Origin of the sequence: Streptomyces sp. NBC_01451 (genome assembly GCF_036227485.1) — a bacterium.
Lineage (GTDB): Bacteria > Actinomycetota > Actinomycetes > Streptomycetales > Streptomycetaceae > Streptomyces.
In genome coordinates this window covers 2,271,968-2,293,606 of record NZ_CP109479.1, presented here as the reverse complement: position 1 = coordinate 2,293,606, position 21,639 = coordinate 2,271,968, and the positions used below count along the sequence as shown (strand labels likewise).

Annotated in this window: 16 protein-coding genes; 13 read left to right on the top strand and 3 right to left on the bottom strand. The window is 72.0% G+C overall.

Annotation, left to right across the window (positions count from 1 at the left end):
- The first annotated feature begins 53 nt into the window (after positions 1-53).
- The 3 genes from OG595_RS09685 (at position 54) to OG595_RS09675 (ending at position 2,378) form a co-directional block, all read left to right on the top strand.
- Complete coding sequence (locus OG595_RS09685) at positions 54-659, top strand: YdbC family protein (RefSeq protein ID WP_044473835.1); 606 nt, start codon at positions 54-56, stop codon at positions 657-659.
- A gap of 129 nt (positions 660-788) precedes the next feature.
- The gene (locus OG595_RS09680; protein WP_327698108.1) at positions 789-1,448 is read left to right on the top strand and encodes a histidine phosphatase family protein; all 660 of its coding nucleotides are present in this window, start codon (positions 789-791) and stop codon (positions 1,446-1,448) included.
- A 12-nt stretch (positions 1,449-1,460) separates the two neighbouring features.
- Positions 1,461-2,378 (top strand): ADP-ribosylglycohydrolase family protein, encoded by a 918-nt coding sequence (locus OG595_RS09675; protein WP_329270046.1) that lies wholly within the window; start codon positions 1,461-1,463, stop codon positions 2,376-2,378.
- A 363-nt stretch (positions 2,379-2,741) separates the two neighbouring features.
- On the opposite strand, the gene OG595_RS09670 is transcribed toward OG595_RS09675, so the two are convergent.
- Positions 2,742-4,298, bottom strand: a complete 1,557-nt coding sequence (locus OG595_RS09670; protein ID WP_329270044.1) for an MFS transporter — start codon at positions 4,296-4,298, stop codon at positions 2,742-2,744.
- 226 nt (positions 4,299-4,524) lie between these two features.
- Between OG595_RS09670 and OG595_RS09665 the strand changes: the two genes are divergently transcribed.
- From OG595_RS09665 to OG595_RS09655, 3 genes are all read left to right on the top strand, one after another.
- Positions 4,525-5,148 carry a TetR/AcrR family transcriptional regulator gene (locus OG595_RS09665; RefSeq protein ID WP_329270042.1) on the top strand — a complete coding sequence of 208 codons (624 nt, stop codon included), beginning with the start codon at positions 4,525-4,527 and terminating at the stop codon, positions 5,146-5,148.
- 105 nt (positions 5,149-5,253) lie between these two features.
- The gene (locus tag OG595_RS09660) at positions 5,254-5,955 is read left to right on the top strand and encodes a ribonuclease HII (protein WP_329270040.1); all 702 of its coding nucleotides are present in this window, start codon (positions 5,254-5,256) and stop codon (positions 5,953-5,955) included.
- A 68-nt stretch (positions 5,956-6,023) separates the two neighbouring features.
- Positions 6,024-6,710 (top strand): hypothetical protein, encoded by a 687-nt coding sequence (locus OG595_RS09655; RefSeq protein ID WP_329270038.1) that lies wholly within the window; start codon positions 6,024-6,026, stop codon positions 6,708-6,710.
- 462 nt (positions 6,711-7,172) lie between these two features.
- On the opposite strand, the gene OG595_RS09650 is transcribed toward OG595_RS09655, so the two are convergent.
- The gene (locus OG595_RS09650; RefSeq protein WP_329270036.1) at positions 7,173-7,814 is read right to left on the bottom strand and encodes a hypothetical protein; all 642 of its coding nucleotides are present in this window, start codon (positions 7,812-7,814) and stop codon (positions 7,173-7,175) included.
- Between the two features lie 488 nt (positions 7,815-8,302).
- Here OG595_RS09650 and OG595_RS09645 point away from each other — a divergent pair, with 488 nt between their 5' ends.
- Complete coding sequence (locus OG595_RS09645) at positions 8,303-10,462, top strand: RecQ family ATP-dependent DNA helicase (RefSeq protein ID WP_329270034.1); 2,160 nt, start codon at positions 8,303-8,305, stop codon at positions 10,460-10,462.
- A gap of 152 nt (positions 10,463-10,614) precedes the next feature.
- Here the strand turns inward: OG595_RS09645 and OG595_RS09640 are convergent, their stop codons facing one another.
- Positions 10,615-11,376 carry a sulfite exporter TauE/SafE family protein gene (locus OG595_RS09640; protein WP_329270032.1) on the bottom strand — a complete coding sequence of 254 codons (762 nt, stop codon included), beginning with the start codon at positions 11,374-11,376 and terminating at the stop codon, positions 10,615-10,617.
- An 83-nt stretch (positions 11,377-11,459) separates the two neighbouring features.
- Here OG595_RS09640 and OG595_RS09635 point away from each other — a divergent pair, with 83 nt between their 5' ends.
- The 6 genes from OG595_RS09635 to OG595_RS09610 all read left to right on the top strand — a co-directional run bounded on the left by OG595_RS09635 (position 11,460) and on the right by OG595_RS09610 (position 21,201).
- Positions 11,460-12,485, top strand: a complete 1,026-nt coding sequence (locus tag OG595_RS09635; RefSeq protein WP_329270030.1) for a LysR family transcriptional regulator — start codon at positions 11,460-11,462, stop codon at positions 12,483-12,485.
- 213 nt (positions 12,486-12,698) lie between these two features.
- Entirely contained in the window at positions 12,699-14,339 is a 1,641-nt protein-coding gene (locus tag OG595_RS09630) for a DUF4192 domain-containing protein (protein ID WP_329270028.1), read from the top strand.
- A gap of 716 nt (positions 14,340-15,055) precedes the next feature.
- Entirely contained in the window at positions 15,056-17,074 is a 2,019-nt protein-coding gene (locus OG595_RS09625) for a glycogen debranching N-terminal domain-containing protein (RefSeq protein ID WP_329270027.1), read from the top strand.
- 131 nt (positions 17,075-17,205) lie between these two features.
- The gene (locus tag OG595_RS09620) at positions 17,206-17,964 is read left to right on the top strand and encodes an NUDIX hydrolase (RefSeq protein WP_329270025.1); all 759 of its coding nucleotides are present in this window, start codon (positions 17,206-17,208) and stop codon (positions 17,962-17,964) included.
- A gap of 84 nt (positions 17,965-18,048) precedes the next feature.
- Positions 18,049-20,151 (top strand): ATP-binding cassette domain-containing protein, encoded by a 2,103-nt coding sequence (locus OG595_RS09615; protein ID WP_329270023.1) that lies wholly within the window; start codon positions 18,049-18,051, stop codon positions 20,149-20,151.
- Between the two features lie 162 nt (positions 20,152-20,313).
- Positions 20,314-21,201, top strand: a complete 888-nt coding sequence (locus OG595_RS09610) for a FadR/GntR family transcriptional regulator (protein WP_329270021.1) — start codon at positions 20,314-20,316, stop codon at positions 21,199-21,201.
- The last annotated feature ends 438 nt before the right edge of the window (positions 21,202-21,639 follow it).

Genomic DNA, 21,639 nt, shown 5'->3' with positions numbered 1-21,639 from the left:
GCACTCCGCCCGAGCGTGACCGGCGCCACGCCACGGGGCCTTACGATGGCGCGGTGCTGGTCAAGTGGATTCGCTGCACCGTGGTGGACCGCCGCGGTTTCGAACGGGGACAGCGAAAGTGGGCGGGACTTCTGGGGGAGCCGGGATTCCGGGGGCAGGGCGGGGGCTGGAGCCGGGGTCGTCCCGGCGTGGCACACGTCTTCGCCTTCTGGGAGAGCCGCGCCTTCTACGACTCCTTCATGGCCCGGTCCCATGACCGGCTGGCCACCGCGCAGTCGGGCACCTTCAAGGACCAGCAGGTCAAGCTGTTCGACCACCGCTTCGACGTGAAGACCGGCTTCGAGCCGCGCTTCACGGACTCCGACCTGGTCCGGGTGGCGCACTGCCGCGTCCACGAGGAGCGCGCCGAGCACTTCGCACTGATGCAGGAGAAGGTCTGGAACCCCGCGATGGCGGGTTCGCCCGGCATGGTGCGGGGGCTGTTCGGCGAGGCGCCGGGGCACGAGTTCCTGATCCTGTCGATGTGGCGGTCGGCCGCCGAGCACGGAAAGTACCGGGCCGAGCGCGTGGAGCGACTGGCGCTGCGGGCCCAGCTCGAGGCGGACGTCGCGGCTCTCGCCGGAGACATCGTCGAACTGGAACCCAGCTGGATAGTCTGAGGTCCGGAGCCTGTGTTCCGGACCCCGCGTTGCCCCTTGTGTGCTCCAGCGCGCACGACATGTGTGACATACGCCGTATAGAGGCTGTGCGAGTGCCCGGTCGGCGCCGACGCGATCTAGGGTTTTGGCATGGTAAGACCACGGCGCATCGTCCTTGTCCGGCACGGCGAGTCAATGGGCAATGCCGATGACACCGTTTACGAGCGCGAGCCGGATCATGCCCTCGCCCTCACCGAACGCGGCTGGCGACAGGCGGAGGAGACCGGCAAGCGGCTGCGCGAGGTGTTCGGGCAGGAGCAGGTGAGCGTCTACGTCTCCCCCTACCGCCGTACGCACGAGACCCTGCGCGCCTTCAGCCTGAACTCCGACCTCGTGCGCGTACGCGAGGAGCCCCGGCTCCGCGAACAGGACTGGGGCAACTGGCAGGACCGGGACGACGTACAGCTCCAGAAGGCCTACCGGGACGCCTACGGGCACTTCTTCTACCGCTTCGCCCAGGGCGAGTCCGGCGCCGACGTGTACGACAGGGTCGGCGGCTTCCTGGAGAGCCTCTACCGCAGCTTCGAGGCCCCGGACCATCCGCCCAACGTGCTGCTGGTCACCCACGGGCTGGCCATGCGGCTGTTCTGCATGCGCTGGTTCCACTGGACCGTCGCCGAATTCGAGTCGCTGTCGAATCCGGGGAACGCGGAGATGCGGATGCTCGTTCTCGGGAGTGACGGCAGATACACCCTTGACCGGCCGTTCGAGCGCTGGCGTGATCCGGAATCGTATGGAATCACCGGATAGGGTGACAGAGCGATGACCGCTGACTCCTCTCCCCAGCCCTCTTCCCCCGAGCGCCTGGAGCGCGCCCTGGCCAGTCTGCGCGGGCTCGCGGTGGGGGACGCGCTCGGGTCGCAGTTCTTCGTGCCCGTGAACCACCCGCTGCCGGGGCTCCGCGAGCTGCCGCCCGGCCCCTGGCAGTGGACCGACGACACCGAGATGGCGTGCTCCGTGGTGGCCGTGCTGGCCGCCCACCGGCGCATCGACCAGGACGCGCTGGCCCTTTCCTTCGCGCGGCACCACGACTTCGACCGCGGGTACGGTCCCGCGGTGAACCGGCTCCTGCGGCTGGTCCGGGAGGGCGGCGACTGGCGCGAGCTGGCGTCCGCCCTGTTCAACGGCCAGGGGTCCTGGGGCAACGGCGCGGCCATGCGGATCGCTCCCCTGGGTGCCTGGTACGCGGACGACCCGGAGCAGGCCACCCACCAGGCGGAGATCTCGGCCTATCCCACGCACCAGCACCGCGAGGCCGTGGTGGGCGCCATGGCCGTCGCCGCCGCAGCCGCCCTGGTGGCCGGGCCGGGCGGCCCGCCGAGCCCCGGCGCGCTTCTCGACGGTGTCGTCGCACTCGTCCCGAGAAGCGCCGTCTCCGCCGGTCTGCGGCGCGCCCGGGACATGCTCGACTACGCGGACGCGGGCACGGTCGCGGCCGTACTGGGGTGTGGCCGGCGTACGACGGCGCACGACACGGTGCCCTTCGCCCTCTGGTCCGCAGCGCGCGCCCTCGGTGACTACGAGAAGGCGTTCTGGACGACGGCCCAGGTGGGCGGCGACGTGGACACGAACTGCGCCATCGTGGGCGGCGTACTCGCCGCGGGGAAGGCGGGGGCACCGCCGCCGGCATGGCTGGAGCGGACGGAACCGCTGCCGGAGTGGGCGCCCGCGGGGGTGTAGCGCGGGCGCCCACTCCGAGGCGGGTCCTCGCGCCCCGCGGGTGCGGTTCCTGCCCAGGTCGCCGGGGTGGGCGGCGCCAGGCACCAGGTCTCGTCCCCTCGGCCGCCCGCCCGCGTGGTCGTGCCGGAGCGCAACCGCTCCGCGTCGCCCCGGCGTGCGCGGCGACGTGCACCGCAGACCTGCTGGCCGCGAATCTGACGGGCAGCGACTGCGGGCCAGGTCCGCCGGAGAACGTCACCGGGCGCCGTAGCCTCGCGCGGTCCCGCAGTCGCCGTACGTCGCTCCGGCGGGCGGAGCGACGTACGGCTGACGGCGTCGGCCGTACAGCCCTCTCGGCGTCGTCCGCGGCCCGCTGCCGGGAGATCAGCCGCCGGCCGGGCCCGCGGTGCTCGCCGTGCCTGCCAGGGCCTCCAGGTCGCTCTTGCGGACGCGGATCACGAACCAGGCGGTGGCGAGGGCCAGCACGGCCATCGCGGCGGCGGGGATGAAGGCCGTGGAGATGCCGTGGGCCAGTACCTCGTGGCTCCAGGGAGCGGGGAGTTGGTTGGTCCTGGCGAACTCCGCCTTCTGCTCCGCCGTGGCCTGGGCGAGGAACTTGGGCACCTGCTTCGCCGCCTCGTCGCGGCTCGCCGACCCGAACACCGTCGTCAGGATGGAGAGGCCGAGCGAACCGCCCACCTGCTGTGTGACGTTGAGCAGCCCGGAAGCGGCGCCGGCCTCGTGCGCGGCGACCCCCGAGACCGCCGTCAGGGTCAGTGTCACGAAGTTCAGGCCCATGCCGAAGCCGAACACCAGCATCGGGCCGAGCACCCCGCCGACGTACGAGCTGTCGGGGGTGATGAAGGCCTGCCAGGCGAGGCCGAGCGTGGCCAGTGCCGAGCCGACCACCATGAACGGCTTGGGCCCCAGGACCGGCAGGAACCGCTGCGAGAGGCCCGCGCCCGTGGCGATCGCGAAGGTCACCGGCAGGAAGGCGAGGCCCGCCTCGATCGGCGTGTACAGCAGGACGTTCTGCACGAAGAGGACGATGAAGAAGAACATGCCGAACATCGCCGCGGCCAGGCTCAGCATGATCACGTACGTGCCCGAGCGGTTGCGGTCGGCGAACATCCGCAGCGGGGTGATCGGTTCCTTGGCGCGCATCTCCACGAGGGCGAAGGCGACCAGCAGGACCACCGCGGTGGCGAAGGACGCGAGCGTCAGACCGTCCCGCCAGCCCTTCTCCGCCGCGCGGATGAAGCCGTAGACGAGGGACGCCATGCCCAGCGTCGAGGTCAGTGCGCCCAGGATGTCGAAGCGGCCCGGGTGGCGTTCGGACTCGCCGATGTAGATCGGCGTGAGCACGGCGATCAGGAGACCGATCGGAACGTTGACGAAGAGCACCCAGCGCCAGTCGAGCCACTCGGTGAGCATGCCGCCGGCGAGCAGACCGACGGCGCCGCCGCCGGCCGAGACCGCGGCGAAGACCCCGAACGCCCGGTTGCGCTCCGGGCCTTCGGCGAACGTGGTGGTGATGAGGGCCAGCGAGGTGGGCGAGGCGATCGCGCCGCCCACGCCCTGGAGGGCCCGCGCGGCCAGCAACTGCCAGGGTTCCTGGGCGAGTCCGCCCAGCAGGGAGGCGGCGATGAACACCAGGATGCCGGTCAGGAAGACCCGGCGGCGGCCGAGGATGTCACCGGCCCGGCCGCCGAGCAGCAGCAGGCCGCCGAAGGTGAGGGTGTAGGCGCTGACCACCCAGGTGAGGTCGGTCGTACTGAACTTGAGGGCGCCTTGAATGTGCGGCAGCGCGATGTTCACAATCGTCGCGTCGAGTACCACCATGAGTTGGCAGGCCGCGATGACGGTGAGCGCTATGCCGGGATGCCCCTCCCGGCGTGCCGCACCTGGTTTCTGGTCCTTCATCAACGAAGAGGTAGTCACTATGGGTCCCCCATAAGAGCACTAGTGAACGCTCGCGTTCACTGTCGCGTCGAACGGTAGTGAGTCCCCGACAGTGAACGCAAGCGTTCACTGAAGCCGTCGTCGTGTCGCGTACCGGTTGCCCGGGTAATCTCGGCGGTTCACCTCGTCGGTGATCACCCGAATGCCGACAATCCTCATAAATACTCGCACTCCCCGCTCCTCCCCGCCCGCTGGAGACGCTCAGATGGTTACTTCGCGCTGGACGGCTGCCCCCGCCCAGGCGGCCTCCCCCCGCCGGCGCGGCGCCGTGCTCGAACGCGCGATTCTCGATGCCGCGCTGGAACAGCTCAGTACGGTCGGCTGGAACGGGCTCACGATGGAGGGTGTCGCCGCCGGCGCCCAGACCGGCAAGGCCGCGGTCTACCGGCGCTGGCCCTCCAAGGAGGACCTCGTCGCGGACGCCCTCCAGGCCGGGCTGCCGCGCTTCGACCGGGCGCCCGACCTCGGGAACGTGCGGGACGACCTTCTCGAACTGTGCCGACAGGTGCGTGAGGCGATGTTCTCGCGCCCGGGATTCGCACTGCGCTCGGTGATTCACGAGTGCGACAGTCCGCAGGCGGAGCGCTTCCAGAGCGTGATCTTCGGAGGGCTCGTCGAGCCGACGGTAAGGCTCCTCCGGGAGATCGTCGACCGGGGAATCGAGCGGGGAGAGGCGCGTTCCGACGCCGTCAACGGCTACGTCCTCGACGCCATTCCAGCGATGATGATGTACCGCTCGAAGATGTGCGGGAGCGAATGGGAGGAGCGGGACATCGAAGAGATGATCGACCAGTTGATGGTTCCGCTGCTGCGGGCGGGCGGTCTCTGAAGTCCGCCCCCGGGGCCGCCCGGACATGTCCCGCGGTGACTCTCAAGTCGCGTGGGGGGACGGGGGTGTCGGGTGGGGTTCCGGGCGGCGTACGCTAAGAGCGCCATGCCGTACGAAGCACCCACCCACACCGTCGAGCGCTCTTTGCGCGCCACGACCGGAGCGAAGGTCATCGCCGGCGTCGACGAGGTGGGGCGGGGCGCGTGGGCCGGCCCCGTCACCGTCTGCGCGGCGGTCACCGGTCTCCGGCGGCCCCCCGAGGGGCTCACCGACTCCAAGCTCCTCGCGGTCAAGCGGCGTACCCAACTCGCGGAGGTACTGCGGGAATGGGTCACGTCGTACGCGCTGGGGCACGCCTCGCCGGACGAGATCGACGACCTGGGGATGACGGCGGCGCTGCGGCTCGCGGCGGAGCGCGCTCTGGAGGCCTTGCCGGTCCGCCCGGACGCGGTCATCCTCGACGGGAAGCACGACTACCTGGGGTCGCCGTGGCAGGTCCGTACGGTGATCAAGGGTGACCAGTCGTGCGTGGCGGTCGCGGCGGCGTCCGTGATCGCCAAGGTTCACCGCGACAAAATGATGGCCGAACTGGGTATCGACCATGCAGACTTCGGTTTTGCGGCCAATGCCGGGTATCCGTCGCCCGTGCACAAGGCCGCGCTGGAGGAGCGGGGTCCCACCCCGTACCACCGGCTGTCGTGGGCGTATCTTGATGCGCTGCCCCAGTGGCGGCACCTCAAGAAGGCCCGCAGTTGGGCGAACGGGAACGCTCCGGAGATCGAGGGCCAGCTCGGCTTCGACTTCTGACGGTTCCGTTCGCACTCATGTGCCACCCGCTGACGCGAGTCGCACCGGCGTTTGATAAATATCAAGTCATGCCTCTCAGTCCCGAGGAGCCTCAGATTCACGAGAGTGCCCAGGGTCCCCGCGTCGCTCCGGCCAGTGGCCACAGCACGCCGACCCCCCGTCCCGTACCCGGCCCGCGCCCCGCGGCTTCGCCGCGTCCCGGCCGTCCGGGTCCCTTCCGGCCCACCGCGCCGGCCCAGCGTGCACCGCACGACGCGCCCGCGGCCGTGGCTTCGACCGCTGCCGCGGTCAAGCCCGGGCCGTCCGCGGCAGCGGCCGCCCCTGTCCCTTCCACCCCTTCCGCGCCTGCCTCCGCGGCCCCGGCGGCCCCGCAGATCCAGCTGATCCCGGCCTCGGCCGAGGGTGCGCTGGACGCGGCCGAGGAGGCCGTCGACCTGCTCCTGGAGTCGGGTCGGGCCCCCGGTGAGGTGCTGGTGATCACCACCGGCGATCCGCACCCGTGGGCGGCGCACGAGCTGTCCTTCGGCGAGGGCCCGTACTGGGCGCAGCACGACGCGGGTGACGACGTCTTCTACGCCGACGCCGCCGCTCTGAGCCGTGCCGCCTCCCGTCCCGTGGTCGTGGTCGCCGTCAACGGCGGCGCCGGCACGACGACCGCAGCTGCCCTTCCACTGGCCTTCGGCCGGGCCGGTGTCCTGCTGATCTGCTGCGGCGACCCGCGGCAGATCAACTCGGCGCTGGGCGCGGGGGTCTGAGCAGCTTCGTCAACCGTCCCGGGTCGGCCGGTCCAGTGACACCGACCGGCTGACGGAGGGCCGCTGAAGCGGTGACCGTACGGCGGGCAGTCCGACGTGCCCCCACGCGGACGCGTCGGGATGCCGGTGACTGCCGTGCGGCGCTGCTCCCTGCCCTGGCCCGGGCGGTGGAACGGGATCGTAGAGGCGAATCGCATGGGCGACGGGTGCACGCGTGCGCGTGCACCCGTTCCTGCGTGCTCGACGCCGTCCGGACGACTCGTGTCGCCCACGTGCTGCCCAGGTGCGTGGTCCTCGTCGGCGTACGTCGTACCGGCGGACGCCGTTGTCCGCGGTGGCCGTTCTTCGTACGGCTCTTCTACGACGTGTACGTCGACCGGTACTGCAACCGGTACTGCGCACTGCCTGGCCGACCGCCGAAGCGGCCGAGGGGCGAGGCGTGCTGGCCGCCGGGCGCCTGTGTCAGCGGGCTGCCGCGCGGCGCAGGATGTCCGAGGCGGTGCCTCCGGTGCGGGGCATCGGCAGCGGCGGCGGTGCCTCGGACATGGCGAACGGCTCCGGAGGCGAATCCGCGTTCGGGCGGCGCCCGCCGCGGCCTTCGCCGAGTACCTGCCAGCCGTCACGGGTCAACGTGATGTACGCGCCGCAGCGCAGCCCGTGCAGGGTGCAGGCGTCACGCAGACCCCACATCCACGCGCCGTCCTCCTCCGTCCAGCGGGCGTCGCCGTCCCGGCAGTAGAGCAGGACGGCGGTGCGCACCGGCGTGCGGCGACGCAGGTCGTGGGGGATGACCCGACGCAGTTGCGCGAGCAGCGAGTTGCGGAACATCCAGCCGTCGGCCGGCGCCGAGCGGCGGGTGAACGAGGCGCTCGCGCGCAGCCGTTCGTCCGCGTCGAGGACGGCCACGATCGCGGTCGCGGGCGCGGGGCGGTGCCGCGCGTGCAGTCCGCTGACGACCTCACGGGGATTGCGCAGTAGGGGGATCCCGGCTGCGGCCCACTCCGCGGGTTCGAGCATGCGGGCTGCTGAGTTGGTGGAAGCGGCGGACAGGTCGGCAGACGTCGACATGGATGCCGCGGGGGACGGAGCGAATCCGAAGGTCACGGTCCTCCCTTCGGCTACGCGCCCACACTGCGGGCGGAGATCGGACTTGGGGGAGCGCACACCGCGGCGGAGCCCTGCCGGACCACGGACACGCCGTGCGGGGAGCGGACTCCAATTCTCGCTGTCGAACTGGGTTGCGGCAACGAGCAAATGGGGCCACCGACCGGCTTCTGGTGATCTGTGGATTATATCCCTGCCAGGTGTGTCATTTGTAGACGGCTGGGGTGGCCGGGAACGTGCCGTTGGTCCGCTTGTTCGGTTTGGTTCACGTTCTCGTCATCGACGATGCGGGGCGAGGACCAGTGGCAACGCTGCTGCGCACCAGTCCCCGTCGCCCCTGGGCCGCCGCAGGGAGGGTCCACCAGGCCGCCGTGAAGTCGTCCGAAAGGAGGACCGGCCCGCCTCCGAGCGGCCGGGGAGAACGCTCTGCGCACTTCCTCACGGCCGTGGATTGGGCCGTTGTCAGTGCTGTGGGGTTGCATGGGGTCATGAGCAACCAGGAGCTACGTGACGAAGCCGACGCCATCCTCGCCGAGCTGGTCGGTGCCCCTGGGGGTTCGGCGCGGTTGCGGGAGGACCAGTGGCAGGCGGTGGCGGCCCTGGTGGAGGAGCACCGGCGTGCCCTGGTGGTGCAGCGCACCGGCTGGGGCAAGTCGGCCGTGTACTTCGTGGCGACCGCTCTGCTGCGGCGGCGTGGCTCCGGCCCGACGGTGATCATCTCACCGCTGTTGGCGTTGATGCGCAACCAGGTCGAGTCGGCGGCACGGGCCGGTATCCGGGCGCGCACGATCAACTCGGCCAACCCGGAGGAGTGGGACACGATCTACGGGGAGGTCGAGCGCGGCGAGACCGACGTTCTCCTCGTGAGTCCGGAACGCCTCAACTCCGTGGATTTCCGCGACCAGGTGCTGCCCAGGCTCGCGGCCACCACCGGCCTGCTGGTGGTCGACGAGGCCCACTGCATCTCCGACTGGGGACACGATTTCCGTCCCGACTACCGCCGGTTGCGCACGATGCTCGCGGAGCTGCCGGCGGGGGTGCCTGTGCTGGCGACGACTGCGACCGCGAACGCGCGGGTGACGGCGGATGTGGCCGAACAGCTGGGCACGGGCGGCGAGGACGCCCTGGTACTGCGGGGGCCGCTCGACCGCGAGAGCCTGCGGCTGGGCGTGCTGGAGCTGCCGAACGCGGCGCACCGGCTGGCGTGGCTGGGCGAGCGGCTGGGCGATCTGCCGGGTTCGGGGATCATCTACACCCTGACGGTGGCGGCGGCCGAGGAGGTCGCGGCGTTCCTGCGGCAGCGCGGCTATCCGGTGGCCTCGTACACGGGGAAGACGGAGAACGCCGACCGGTTGCAGGCGGAGGAGGACCTGCTGGCGAACCGGGTGAAGGCTCTGGTGGCGACCTCGGCACTGGGGATGGGCTTCGACAAGCCGGACCTGGGGTTCGTGGTGCACCTGGGGTCGCCCTCGTCGCCGATCGCCTACTACCAGCAGGTGGGGCGTGCGGGACGCGGTGTGGATCATGCGGATGTGCTGCTGCTGCCGGGGCGGGAGGACGAGGCGATCTGGGCGTACTTCGCCTCGGTGGGATTCCCTCCCGAGGAGCAGGTGCGGCGCACACTGGCGGTTCTCGAGGGGGCGGGTCGTCCGCTGTCGCTGCCCGCGCTGGAGCCGTTGGTGGATCTTCGGCGTTCACGACTGGAGACGATGCTGAAGGTCCTGGACGTGGACGGGGCGGTCAAGCGCGTGAAGGGGGGCTGGACGGCGACAGGGCAGCCATGGGCGTACGACACCGAGCGCTACGCCTGGGTCGCCAAGCAGCGCGCCGCGGAGCAGCAGGCCATGAGGGACTACGTGGCGACCACGGAATGCCGGATGGAGTTCCTGCAGCGGCAGCTGGACGACGAGAAGGCGGTCCCGTGCGGCCGCTGCGACTCCTGTGCCGGGCCCTGGCTCGACCCCTCGGTGTCACCCGGCGCTCTCGCGGGCGCCGCGGGCGAACTGGACCGGCCCGGGGTCGAGGTCGAGCCGCGCAGGATGTGGCCCTCGGGCATGCCGGCGGTCGGGGTCGACCTCAAGGGCCGTATCCCCGTGGGTCAGCAGGCGGCCACCGGGCGGGCCCTGGGCAGGCTGTCGGACATCGGCTGGGGCAACCGCCTGCGTCCGCTGCTGTCGGCGCAGGCCGCGGACGGGCCGCTGCCGGACGACGTACTGGCCGCCGTCGTGACGGTGGTGACCGACTGGGCCCGCTCGCCGGGCGGCTGGGCCGGCGGCAGTCCTGACGCGGCGGCGCGGCCGGTGGGGATCGTCGCCATGCCCTCCCGCACCCGGCCGCAGCTGGTCGCCGCGCTGGCCGGGGGACTGGCCCGGGTCGGCAGGCTTCCCCTGCTGGGCAGCCTGGCCTACACCGAGCAGGCCGACGAGTACGCGGCGCACCGCAGCAACTCCGCACAGCGGCTGCGCGCCCTGGCCGCTTCGTTCGCTGTGCCCGACGAACTCGCCGCCGCCCTGGCCGCCACCCCCGGCCCGGTACTGCTCGTCGACGACTACACCGACTCCGGCTGGACCCTGGCCGTAGGCGCACGCCTGCTGCGCCGGGCCGGAGCCGACGCGGTCCTCCCGCTCACCCTTGCCGTGGCCGGGTGAGGGAGCCTCACCGAGGGGACGGAGAGCATCGGGACGGCGGTACGTGCGCGTGCGCACCGGCAGCCGGCGGCACATGTGCGCGTTCGGTGGTTCGCATTGATCCCCAGCCCAGCTTCGACGGCTCGGGGTGATCGCTGAAACTTCCCGCATGGTCAGCCGCGCAGGAAGTACAGGACGGTCATGATCACGGCGGTGGTCAGAAGGATGCCCCGCAGCGGCCGGGCGGGGAGACGCCGGGCGAGGTGGGCGCCGCCGAAGCCCCCGGCCACCGCGCCGACCAGCATGGAGGCGAGCACAAGCGGCGTGTTCAGGGCGTCCGAGGCGATCAGGAACAGCACGGTCGCGCTGAGATAGATGGCGGCGAGTTGCGCGACGCGCATCGGATTGCTCGCCGCGGCGTCGAGACCGAGGCCGATGCTCCACAGAGCGAGCATCATGATGCCTACGGCCCCGCCGAAGTATCCGCCGTACACGGCGAGGACGAACTGGCCGATCAGGACGGCGCGCGGACTCATGCCGACCGCGCGGCCCAGGGTGGCGTTCAACGCCCGGGACAGGCGGCGACCGCAGGCGAGAATGACCGTGGCGCAGGCGAGCAGCCAGGGCGCCGCGGCGTCGAACGACGAGGCGGGCAGCGCCAGGAGCAGCCCGCCGCCGACTCCGCCGCCGACCACGCTGATCGCGGTCAGCGACCTCATGGACGTCGCCCCGACCGGCACGAGCTCGTGTCGGTACACCCATGCGCCGGCCAGGGCCCCGGGCACGAGGGCGACGCGCGACAACGCGTTCGCCGTCACCGGCGACAGGCCGAGCGCCACGAGAACGGGCAGCGCCACGAAGGTGCCTCCGCCGCCGATGGCGTTCAACGCTCCGGCGGCGGTGCCGGCCAGCAGGACAAGCAGTATCTCGGCCACACGCCGAGCATCCGTCCCTCGGAAGGAGACCCACAATGCGCGATCGACGCACCCAGCCTCAGGCCTGAACATAGGCTGGGTCGATGCGCTACGACTTGGACGACCTGAGGCTCTTCGTCCACATCGTGGCGGAGGGATCGATCACGGCAGGCGCGCACCGGATGCACCTGAGCCTGCCTTCGGCCAGCGCCAGGGTGCGCTCCCTGGAGCGGCACGCCGGGGTGCCACTGCTGATCCGCGGCCGGCGAGGCGTGCGGCCCACACCGGCGGGGACGACCCTGGCCCGGCATGCCCGCGACGTGCTCGCTCGGACGGCTCGGCTCGACAGCGCCGTCGCGAGCTATACGCGGTCTCCGACGGCCCCGCTGACCCTGTTGGGCGGTGGCTCCGCGATGCACGGGCTCGTGCCCCGGGCCCTGGTCTCGTTCCTGCGCGCACACCCGGAGGCCGACGTCACGGTGGCCGAGAGCCGCACCCCGCGGACCTTGCGGATGCTCGCGGACGGAGAGGCGGACCTGGGGGTCGTCCTCGACGACGAGGCCCGCGAGTGCGGCCTGCGGACGGAACCCCTCGGCGACGACTCCCTGGTGGTGATCGGCCAGGCCGGAGGGGTCCTCGCCGGGCGAACCGCGCTGACCTACGGCGAGGTCGCCGAGCACCCCCTCGTCGGGCTCGACGCCGATTCCTCGCTGCGCCGCTGGATCGAGAAACACCTCGGACCGCACGCTCCGGTCGCGCGTCACCGCACCACCGTCGCCAACCTCAACGTCCTCGTCACCCTCGCTGCCGCCGGTGTCGGGCTCGCCGTGGTGCCGCGTCGGGTCGTCGACCCCAGCCGACCACTCGACGTGTGCGAACTGCGGGAACCCTGGGCCTGCCGTCACCATCTGCTGGCCTGGGGTGTCAGGGACCACGCCTCAACGGCAGCCACCGCGGCGCTCGCCGAACACCTGCGCCAAGCGGCAGTGGCCGGACCCTTGTCCCGCAACGGACTCGGAGACCTTGTCGGCCAACTGCCCGTGCCCGGCAGCCAGGAGGCGCCTGGTGCCGAGGACGGTGGTGGCTTGTTCGCGCCGCCACATCTGCCTCCCGCGGACGATCGGAGCTGAGGCCTCCATGTGCGGTATGGCACCGGCCCTTTCCGTTGCCGCCATGCGAGTCTCCGTTCGGGGCGGTGTCCCGCTGCTCGTTCGATGCGGTGTCCCGCTGCTCTGAGCGTGTACGAGGTGGCGGATGAACTCACGCGGCGCCCTTGACGTGTCCCTGGTCGAGGTTATCCACAGGCTCAAGCGGGATCGAGGAAACCGCGAGATCGTCGACGCATGACGAATCACGGCGAAACACACCAGGTCACCCTACGTACCCCGGCCGAACTGGCCGACGCCCTGCCGTATTTGCTCGGCTACCAGCCCGAGGACAGCATCGTCCTGGTCGCGCTCCACGACCGGGACGGCCGAGGCCGGTTCGGAGGCCGCGCCCGGCTCGGAATTCCCGCGAACCCGGACGACTGGCCCGCCGTGGCACAGCAGCTGACACACGGTCTGGTGACCGGAAGCGAACGCAGAGGCGCTCGGCCCGAGAGCATGGTCGTGTATCTCTGCCAGGAACCGGCGGAGGGCGAAGCGCGGCATCAGGTGAGGGAACGTCTGCGCCCGCTCGCCCAGTTGCTGCGCACCGAATGCGGCCGTCTCGACGTACCCGTGGTCGAGGCTCTGTGCATCGCCGGCAACCGCTTCTGGTCCTACTGCTGCGTGACGCCGGAATGCTGTCCGGACGACGGAGTGCCCATGGGCCTGCCCGGCACCTCGGTGCTGGCCGCCGCCGCGACCTACGCCGGTCTGCAAGTGCGAGGCACGCTGAGCGGGTTGCGGGCCAGGTTCCACCCCTGGGAGACCGCTGCGGCGCTGGAACAGGAGCGCGCGCTCGACACCGTGAATGCCCGCATGGTCCCTCGGATCCTCGACGACGCGAGCCGCGCGGACGTGGCCGAGGAAACCCTGCGACGGGCACGGCAGGTCAGCAGCCGATTCGCCGGCGCACCCGCTGTCTCCGGCACGCTTCTGGCAGACCTGCGCGACGACGAACTGCTCGCACACGACGAGGCCGCCATGCTGATTCTGGGCCTGCAGGACCGTACGACCCGCGATCGCGCGGCGGAGTGGATGGAGGGCGACGAGGCAGCACCGGCCCTCCGCCTCTGGCGAGCCCTCGCTCGACGCTGTGTCGGGCCGTACCGCGAGCACGCCGCGGCACCTCTGACGCTCGCGGGCTGGGTCGCCTGGTCGACCGGCGACGAACTGGAGGCCCGGGAAGCCCTGGCCATGGCACTCGGCGCGGACCCCGGATACCTGTTCGCCCGCCTGCTGCACCAGGCCTGCAACGAGGGACTGGACCCGGAGTCGATCCGGCGCTGTCTGCGAGCGGAGCGCGGCGGCCGACCTCGCGTTGCCGCCGGGCCGCCGGGAACCACTCCGGACACCGCGCGGATCGAGGCCGGCGAGGCGTACGAGGACGGGGGCATCAGGTGGGGTGAGCATCAGGACGGGCTTGAGGCCACGGAGGGTTTCGAGGGGACGGAGGGGACCGAGAGGTTCGAGGGAGCGAGCGGTGTCGATTGCGCGGATGCGCTCGTGGATCGGGAAGATCTCGAAGGTCGGGAAGGTCTCGACGATCTCGAAGGTGACGACTGGATCGACGACGCCGAGGCCATGACGCACCTCGACGACGTCACTGGCCCCCCGTCCTGCTCGACGTCCATCAGCGGTGCCACCCGGGCGTTGGAGTCGGCCACGAGGCGTCGACGTCGGGTGGGCGCGCCAGACGACGGCGACACGGGCCCCCGCGCCAGGAGGACGGGCGGAACCCGTCCCCGGCCCGTGGGCAGGCCCGCTGTACGCCGGGGTGGCCCGGGCACCGGGGAGGCCGCTCCTCGCGGTCACCGGACGAAGGGGAGTGAAGCGTGAACCGGGGTGGGGCAGTTCGTGGACGCCCCGGCGGCAGTCGCATGCCGGGCGGACGAGCCGTCAAGCGCGCGACAGCCGAAGGGCGCCCGAACAGCGACAGGGGAGGCTCCCGACGGCCGGGCAGTGCCAGGACGTCCGAGGACCGACTCGTCATCGGGGGCACGACCGACCGGCGTCCGGGCAGCCGCCTGCCGGTCCACGCACGGTTCGGCAACGGCGGAACACGCGACTCGCGATTGAGCAGGCGCAGCGCGTCCCACGTACAACAGACCGGCGCCAGGGCAGCACATGGACACACCACTCTTCCGACCACCGGTGACGGCCGATGCAGTCGTCCCGGCACCGGCCGGACGTATGCTCCGCCTCACCGCCATTCGGTCGGCTCGTCCCGCCGGAGGCGTGACTCGGGGAAGCCCTGGTCCGTTCACCTGAGTGGCGGAACCCGTGGACAGGCCGAGCCGCCGCATCACCCCTGTCCTGCCGAAGCCCCCTACCGGGCGCCGAGCGCGCCCTCGGCGCCCAGAGCGCAGAAGAAGTCGCCCATGTATCCGCCGACCCCGCCCTCGGCCGCCGACGACGGCCGCCGTGCCGCAGGCACACCCACGCCACCCTTGTGGGGAGGTGGCGGCGGAGTACCCGGGAACGCGGGGGACCAGCGAGGGCCGGAGCCTCGTTTCCCGGGGACCGGGCGCCCTTCCGCACCCCCGGCGAGGGGCATGCCGTCATCGCTCGCGCCGTCCCACTCTCCTCGGCCGCCGCTCGCCCCGCCACCCACCGCCCGCCGTCCCGCCCAGATCCCCCCGACCCACACCACCCTGATCTGCGTCGCCCTTCCCGGGCTCGCGATCTCCACGGACCAGGGGCAGCTCACCGGCCGGGGACTGGAGGGCTTCTACCGCGGAGGCAGGCGCGTGCTCGCCCGGTGCCAGGTCCGCGTGGCCGGCCGTGAACCACTCGCGGTACAGGCCCGGATGACCGCCGCCGACCGTGCCCGCTTCGTGGGGACGTTGCGTGTCGCCCCCGACGGCGGGCCCGACCCGGACGTCGTCGTCGAGCGCATCCGCCACGCGGACGGCACGGAGCGGATCACCCTGCACAGTTCGGCGCCGCGCCCGCTGCGCCTGCCGGTCGAGGTGTCACTCGGCACCGACCTGGCGGACCTGGGCACGATCGCCTCCGGCACCGCGGGTCCCGAACTGCCCGCCAGCGTCCACGCCTCCGGCCTGCGCTGGTCCGGTGCCGGCGGCAGCGCCGCCGTCACGGCCGACCCGCCGCCCGCCGACGCGCTGGCCTCCGCCGGCCTCCTGCGCTGGGAGCTCGAACTGCCCCCGGGCGGTTCCATGACCCTGGAGCTGCGGATCCGGCAGGACGGCTCGGGACCCGTCCGAGCCGTGGGTCACGTGGCGACGAGCCCTCTCGCCCCGGCACGGGCCGCCGGAGACGATCCACGCGTCGAGGCACTCCTGCGGACCAGCATCGAAGACCTCCAGGCGCTGCTCCTGCGGGACTCCGCGCATCCCGCCGACACCCACCTCGCGGCAGGCGCGCCATGGCGCTGCGGCATGGCGCCGGCAGAGGCGCTTGCCGCCGCCCGAATGACGCTGCCCCTCGGCACCGGGCTCGCCGCGGGCACGCTGCGTGCCCTCGCCCGCACCCAGCTCCCGGGGCCGGGCCCGAGATCCGGCATGCTTCCCGGCCCGCTCCGCGACGCGGGCCCCCACCTGCCGCCGGGTTGTACGGGCACGGAGGCCACCCTGCTCTTCCCCGTGCTCCTCGCCGAGGCCCGCCGCTGGGGGCTCCCGGAACAGCTGACAGAGGAACTGCTCCCGACCGCCGAACGCTGTCTCACCTGGCTGCGCGCGACAGTGGGCGACGGAACCTACCTGCCCGATCCGCAGCCGGGCGGCCCCCTGCGCTGCGAGACGCAGGCCCACGCGCACCGCGCCGCACTCCTCGGCGCCGATCTCCTCGACGCGTACGGCCGACCGGGCGGTGCCGGGCTGAGGCAGTGGGCTCAGGAGATGCGCACCGCCTTCAGGGACGAATTCTGGGTCGAGGACCGGGGCGGCGGCAGACCGGCGGCCGCCCGTACGCCTGACGGGCGCACCGTGCCGCACCTCGGTGCGATCGCCGCCCACCTCCTCGACACCGGCCTGCTGGGCGGGGGCGAACCGGCCCCCGGGCTGCTCGACAAGGTGCAGACCGGGCAGCTCGCGCGGCTGCTAGGCAGTCCGGCCATGGACTCCGGTTGGGGATTGCGGGGCCTGGGCGTCAAGGAGGCGGGATACAACCCGTTCGGTCACCGGAGCGGTGCCGTGCGGGTCCAGGAGACCGCGGTGGCCGTCGCGGGCCTGGCCACCGCCGGGTACGAGAAGGAGGCGAGTTCGCTGCTGCGCGGCCTCCTGGCGGCCGCCGAGGCCTTCGAGTACCGGCTGCCGGAGATGTACGCGGGGGAGCAGCGCGCGGAAGGAGGAGCTCCCTTGCCCCACCCGGCCGCCTGCCGGCCGGCGGCCACCGCTGCCGCCTCCGGGGTGCTGCTGCTCGCGGCACTGGCCGGAATCCGTCCGGACGCCCCGGCCGGCACGGTCATGCTCCGTCCGGTACGCAGCGTTCCGCTGGGCGAGATCAGCCTGACGGGGCTGCGCGTCGCGGGCGCCCCCTTTTCCGTACGGGTCGGCCGTCTCGGCGTCGCCATGGTCGAGGAGGCCGCCGCGGGACTGCAATTGGGAGCGTGACCTCGTACGACATCTCCCCGGAGGACGGCCTGGGGCCGCCCCTGGGACCCGTGCACGACCACCGTGGACCAGCCATGTGGACGGACGGAGAAGGGACTGTTTATCGTCAGGAAGACGACTATGATCACGGCATGCCCTACGACCCCTCGGCCTTCCCGCCCTTCGCCGTCACCGTGGACCTGGTCGTGCTGACCGTGCGTCGTCATGCCCTGTGCGCGCTGGCGGTACGCAGGGGTGAGCCGCCCTTTCAGGGACGCTGGGCGCTCCCTGGTGGCTTCGTTCGGGCCGACGAGGATCTGTCGCAGGCCGCAGCACGTGAACTGGCCGAGGAGACCGGACTACGCGCCCACGACCCGGACGCCCCGGCCCAGGACAACGGTGCTCACCTGGAACAGCTCGCGACGTACGGCGACCCCAAGCGCGATCCCCGGATGCGGGTGGTCAGCGTCGCCCATCTCGCGCTCGCCCCCGATCTGCCCGCTCCCCGGGCGGGCGGTGACGCCAACAGCGCCCGCTGGGCGCCCGTCGAGGAACTGCTGCAGCAGGGCGGCTACGGCAGAGACGGCGAACAGGCGGCACCACTCGCCTTCGACCACGCCCAGATCCTGTCGGACGGGGTGGAGCGCGCCCGTTCAAAGATCGAGTACTCATCGCTGGCCACGGCGTTCTGCCCGACCGAGTTCACCGTCGGTGAGCTGCGCCGCGTGTACGAGGCGGTGTGGGGCGTCGCCCTCGACCCGCGCAACTTCCACCGCAAGGTCACGGGCACCCCGGGCTTCCTCGTCCCCACCGGAGGTACGACCACCCGCCAGGGCGGTCGTCCGGCCCAGCTCTTCAGGGCGGGCGGCGCCACCCTGCTCAACCCTCCGATGCTGCGTCCCGAGGTCTGACCGCGAACCCGCTGAGGCAACGCCTGCCCGTCAATGGCCCTGCCGCACCCGGGAAAACGGACATAACGCACTATCTTGCTACGGGTGATCCAGGCCTTCGGACTGACCAGCAACCCCCGCAAGGAGCTCCCGCCCGCCGTCGACGACGTCTCCTTCGAGGCACGCGCGGGCTGCGTCACCGCGCTCCTCGGCACCCCAGGCGCCGGCAAGACAACAGTGCTCAGGCTCATGCTCGAACTCCAACAGGGCCGTGGGACCACCTGTTTCAGAGGCCGCCCACTGCACCGCATCGCCCATCCGTCACGTGAGGTCGGCGTGCTCCTGGGTGATGTGCCGGGGCACCCCGCGCGCACCGTCCGGGGTCAACTCCGCATGCTGTGCGCCGCGGCGGGCGTATCGGTCCGCCGTGCCGACGAAGTCCTTGAGGTCGTCGGCCTCGTCAGCCTGCGCGACGAACGCCTGGGCACGCTCTCACGTGGCATGGACCGTCGGCTCGGCCTGGCCTGTGCGCTGCTGGCGGACCCGCACACCCTCGTGCTCGACGCGCTCACGGACGGTCTGTCGGCTCGTGAACGCCATTGGCTGCACGGCATGCTGCGCGCCCACGCGACCCAGGGCGGCACCGTCCTGTGCGCCACCACCGACCCCAAGGAGGCGGCCCGCACCGCCGACCGGATCATCACACTGGAACAGGGACGACTCGTCGCCGACCAGGAAGCCGCAGAGTTCTCCCGCACCCGGCTGCGCCCCCGCGTCGCCGTGCGCAGCCCGCACGCCACCCGTCTCGCCGCCCTGCTCACCAAAGAGGCGCGGACGGCACAGCGCTCCGTTGAAGTCGTACGAGAGGCGGGCAACCGGCTCTCCGTGTACGGCAGTACCTGCGCGGACGTCGGCGAGGCCGCCTTCCGGCACGGCATCCTCGTACACCAACTCGCCGACGAGGTCGGTGACATGGGTCCCGGAGCCGGCTCGACCCGTCAGGGCGGGCCATCGGCAGGCGGTGAGGCCCGCGCGACTGATGGGACAACGGCGCTCGGTGAGGCCGGGGCAGCCGCCATGACCGGAAGCACCGGCGGCGCAACAGGACAGAAGGCCGCCCGCACCACGCCTGATGACGCCGACCGGTCGCCAGGTTCTGCCGCCTTGCCGGGCCCTTCCGTCTTGCACAGCCCTGCCGGGCAGAGCGAGCGCGCGGCTACTGCGGCGTCAACCGCAGCCACCCCGGCAACCCGCCTCCCCGAGCCGAACGAGCCCACCGGCCGCCCGCTGGCAGTCACCCGTGTCTCCGAACCGACAGCCGGACAGGCCGCAGCGACATCCGCGCCCGCACGCCCTCGGAACGCCCGCCCGCGCTCCTCCGCCCCCCTCACCTCCGACAGCCTGCCCCCGCTCCCGCCCCCCATCTCCGTCCGCCCCGCTCCGAGTCCGCTGCGCCCGCTCCGCTACGAACTGCGCCGGGCCGCCGGTGTCGGCACCGGGTTTCTGACCGGGGCCGCCGTGCTCGTCTCGTCCGCGCTCGGTGCCGTACTCCTGGCCCGTGTCGGCCACACCCCACAGCACCGCCTGCTGGCCGCCTGGCCGCAGGAGCTGCCGCTGCCGCCCGCGGCACTCGGCGCCGGGCTGCTGGGCGCCGTCGCCTTCGGGGACGAGTTCCGCCACCCCGCGCTGGCGGTCGACCGAGGCACGGTGCCCCGCCGACTGGGACTGCTCGTCGCCAAGCTCCTCGTCGCCGCGGCCACCGGGCTGCTGCTGGCCTTTCTCACCGTGGGCTGCGACGCCGAAGTGCTCTACCTCGTCTACGGACGGGAGCTGGCGCGAGTTCCCGCGGACTGGCTCGCGCTGACCGCAAGTTGGATCGGCCTCGTGATCGGCTGCGCGTGGGCCGGGGTGCTGGCCGCGGGAATCTTCCGTTCCACCACCGCCGGGCTCGCGGCGGTGGTCGCCGTACCGGTCCTGGTGGTGCCCCTCGTGCAGAAGGCCCTGGAGGGCTCGTCCGTGCGGAGCGCGGCCGGATTCTCCGTGCGCCTTCGGGAACTGCTCCTGTCGCAGTGGCCCTTCGGAGGCGAGCGGTATCTGGCGGCCGGAGCGCGGATGATCGCCCAACCCGTCGCCGGGGCGCTGACGTTGTCGCTGGCTGCTCTGCTCTGTGCGTATCTGCTCACGACCCTGCGAAGCAGGGTCCGATGACGATCGTCCGCGCCCTTCCGGTCCTGCCCTGCGCACAACTCCCCGGGGAACGCCCGTTTCTTTCCGATAAGGCGTCAATTGCGACGGGGTGAGCGATCACCCTTTCGTGTGCTTTTCACCAAAGACCTCAAGGGAGTTGAAGACGGAGCCGACAAAGGATCCGTGAGTACCCTTGCGCACACCATGATGACCGCCGCCCGCTCCGCAGACTCCGGTCTCGTCGGCCCGGGCGGGCTCGACCGTTACCCCTACGCCGAGGCCCCCGGTGCCGACCGGGTGGGAGTCCCCTCCTGGGATGCCGCGGACCCTGAGCTGGGCCGTGTCGGCCGCCGTACCGCGGGTAGCCGTGGCCGCGGACTGCACGGTCAACTCGTCCAGCAGCTGGGCCAGATGATCGTCTCCGGCGACCTGGGCGCGGACCGCCCCCTCGTACCAGAGGAGATCGGCCAGCGTTTCGAGGTCTCCCGCACCGTGGTCCGTGAGTCGCTCCGGGTGCTGGAGGCCAAGGGCCTGGTGAGCGCCCGGCCGAACGTGGGCACGCGCGTGCGTCCCGTCAGCGACTGGAACCTCCTCGACCCCGACATCATCGAGTGGCGCGCCTTCGGACCGCAGCGCGACAACCAGCGCCGCGAGCTCAGCGAGCTGCGCTGGACGATCGAGCCGCTCGCCGCCCGCCTCGCCGCCGGGCACGGGCGCGAGGAGGTCCAGCAGCGGCTCGTCGACATGGTCGAGATCATGGGTCACGCCATGAGCCAGGGTGACGCGCTGACGTTCTCGCGCGCCGACGCCGAGTACCACTCGCTGCTCATCCAGCTCGCCGGCAACCGCATGCTGGAGCACCTCTCCGGGATCGTGTCCGCGGCCCTCCAGGTGTCCGGCGGCCCGATCGCCGGCTGTGACCGGCCCAACGAGGCGTCCTTGGCCCACCATGCCCGGATCGTCGAGGCTCTCGCGGCAGGCGACGGAGCGGGGGCGGAGGCGGCCATGCGGCAGCTCCTCATGGTGCACCCCGAGGTGGAGCGCGTGGTCCCGGCCCCGCGCGAGCACTGACCGCGCGCCGAGAGCGGCGCGATCGGAGACCGTGCCGCCCTCCGGAAGCATCGCCGGGCCCGCGAGCCGTCACCGCTGGGCCCCGTCGGACCCCGAGAGGGCCCGGCGGGGTCCGACGGGGAGACAGGGTGACCGCGCCGTGAGTGGTGCGAGGAAGAGACGGCGGATCGTCCTGAGGGGGCCGTCGAGGCTGTGAATCCCGCCGCCGATGCGGGCGCGGGGTCGGTCGGGACGGCCTGGTCGTCGCCGTGACTGACCACCTCTAGTCACATTTGACCTCTTCTGAGCGCTTACGGGGTGTGACTCGGGCCACGCAGATTGGGCGTAACGCTTGCGGAAGCAGCGCGATGACCTAAGAGGTGACAGCCGCGGAGGGAATACGGACGCCGTTCAAGGCGCTGTGTATCTTCCCGGCCCCCGCCCGCGCCGTCGGCCCAT

Coding starts and splice junctions, on each gene's coding strand:
- OG595_RS09630 (WP_329270028.1), top strand. CDS start 12,699: ATGACGAATCACGGCGAAACACACCAGGTCACCCTACGTACCCCGGCC.
- OG595_RS09625 (WP_329270027.1), top strand. CDS start 15,056: ATGCCGTCATCGCTCGCGCCGTCCCACTCTCCTCGGCCGCCGCTCGCC.
- OG595_RS09680 (WP_327698108.1), top strand. CDS start 789: ATGGTAAGACCACGGCGCATCGTCCTTGTCCGGCACGGCGAGTCAATG.
- OG595_RS09645 (WP_329270034.1), top strand. CDS start 8,303: ATGAGCAACCAGGAGCTACGTGACGAAGCCGACGCCATCCTCGCCGAG.
- OG595_RS09660 (WP_329270040.1), top strand. CDS start 5,254: ATGCCGTACGAAGCACCCACCCACACCGTCGAGCGCTCTTTGCGCGCC.
- OG595_RS09635 (WP_329270030.1), top strand. CDS start 11,460: ATGCGCTACGACTTGGACGACCTGAGGCTCTTCGTCCACATCGTGGCG.
- OG595_RS09655 (WP_329270038.1), top strand. CDS start 6,024: ATGCCTCTCAGTCCCGAGGAGCCTCAGATTCACGAGAGTGCCCAGGGT.
- OG595_RS09620 (WP_329270025.1), top strand. CDS start 17,206: ATGCCCTACGACCCCTCGGCCTTCCCGCCCTTCGCCGTCACCGTGGAC.
- OG595_RS09675 (WP_329270046.1), top strand. CDS start 1,461: ATGACCGCTGACTCCTCTCCCCAGCCCTCTTCCCCCGAGCGCCTGGAG.
- OG595_RS09665 (WP_329270042.1), top strand. CDS start 4,525: ATGGTTACTTCGCGCTGGACGGCTGCCCCCGCCCAGGCGGCCTCCCCC.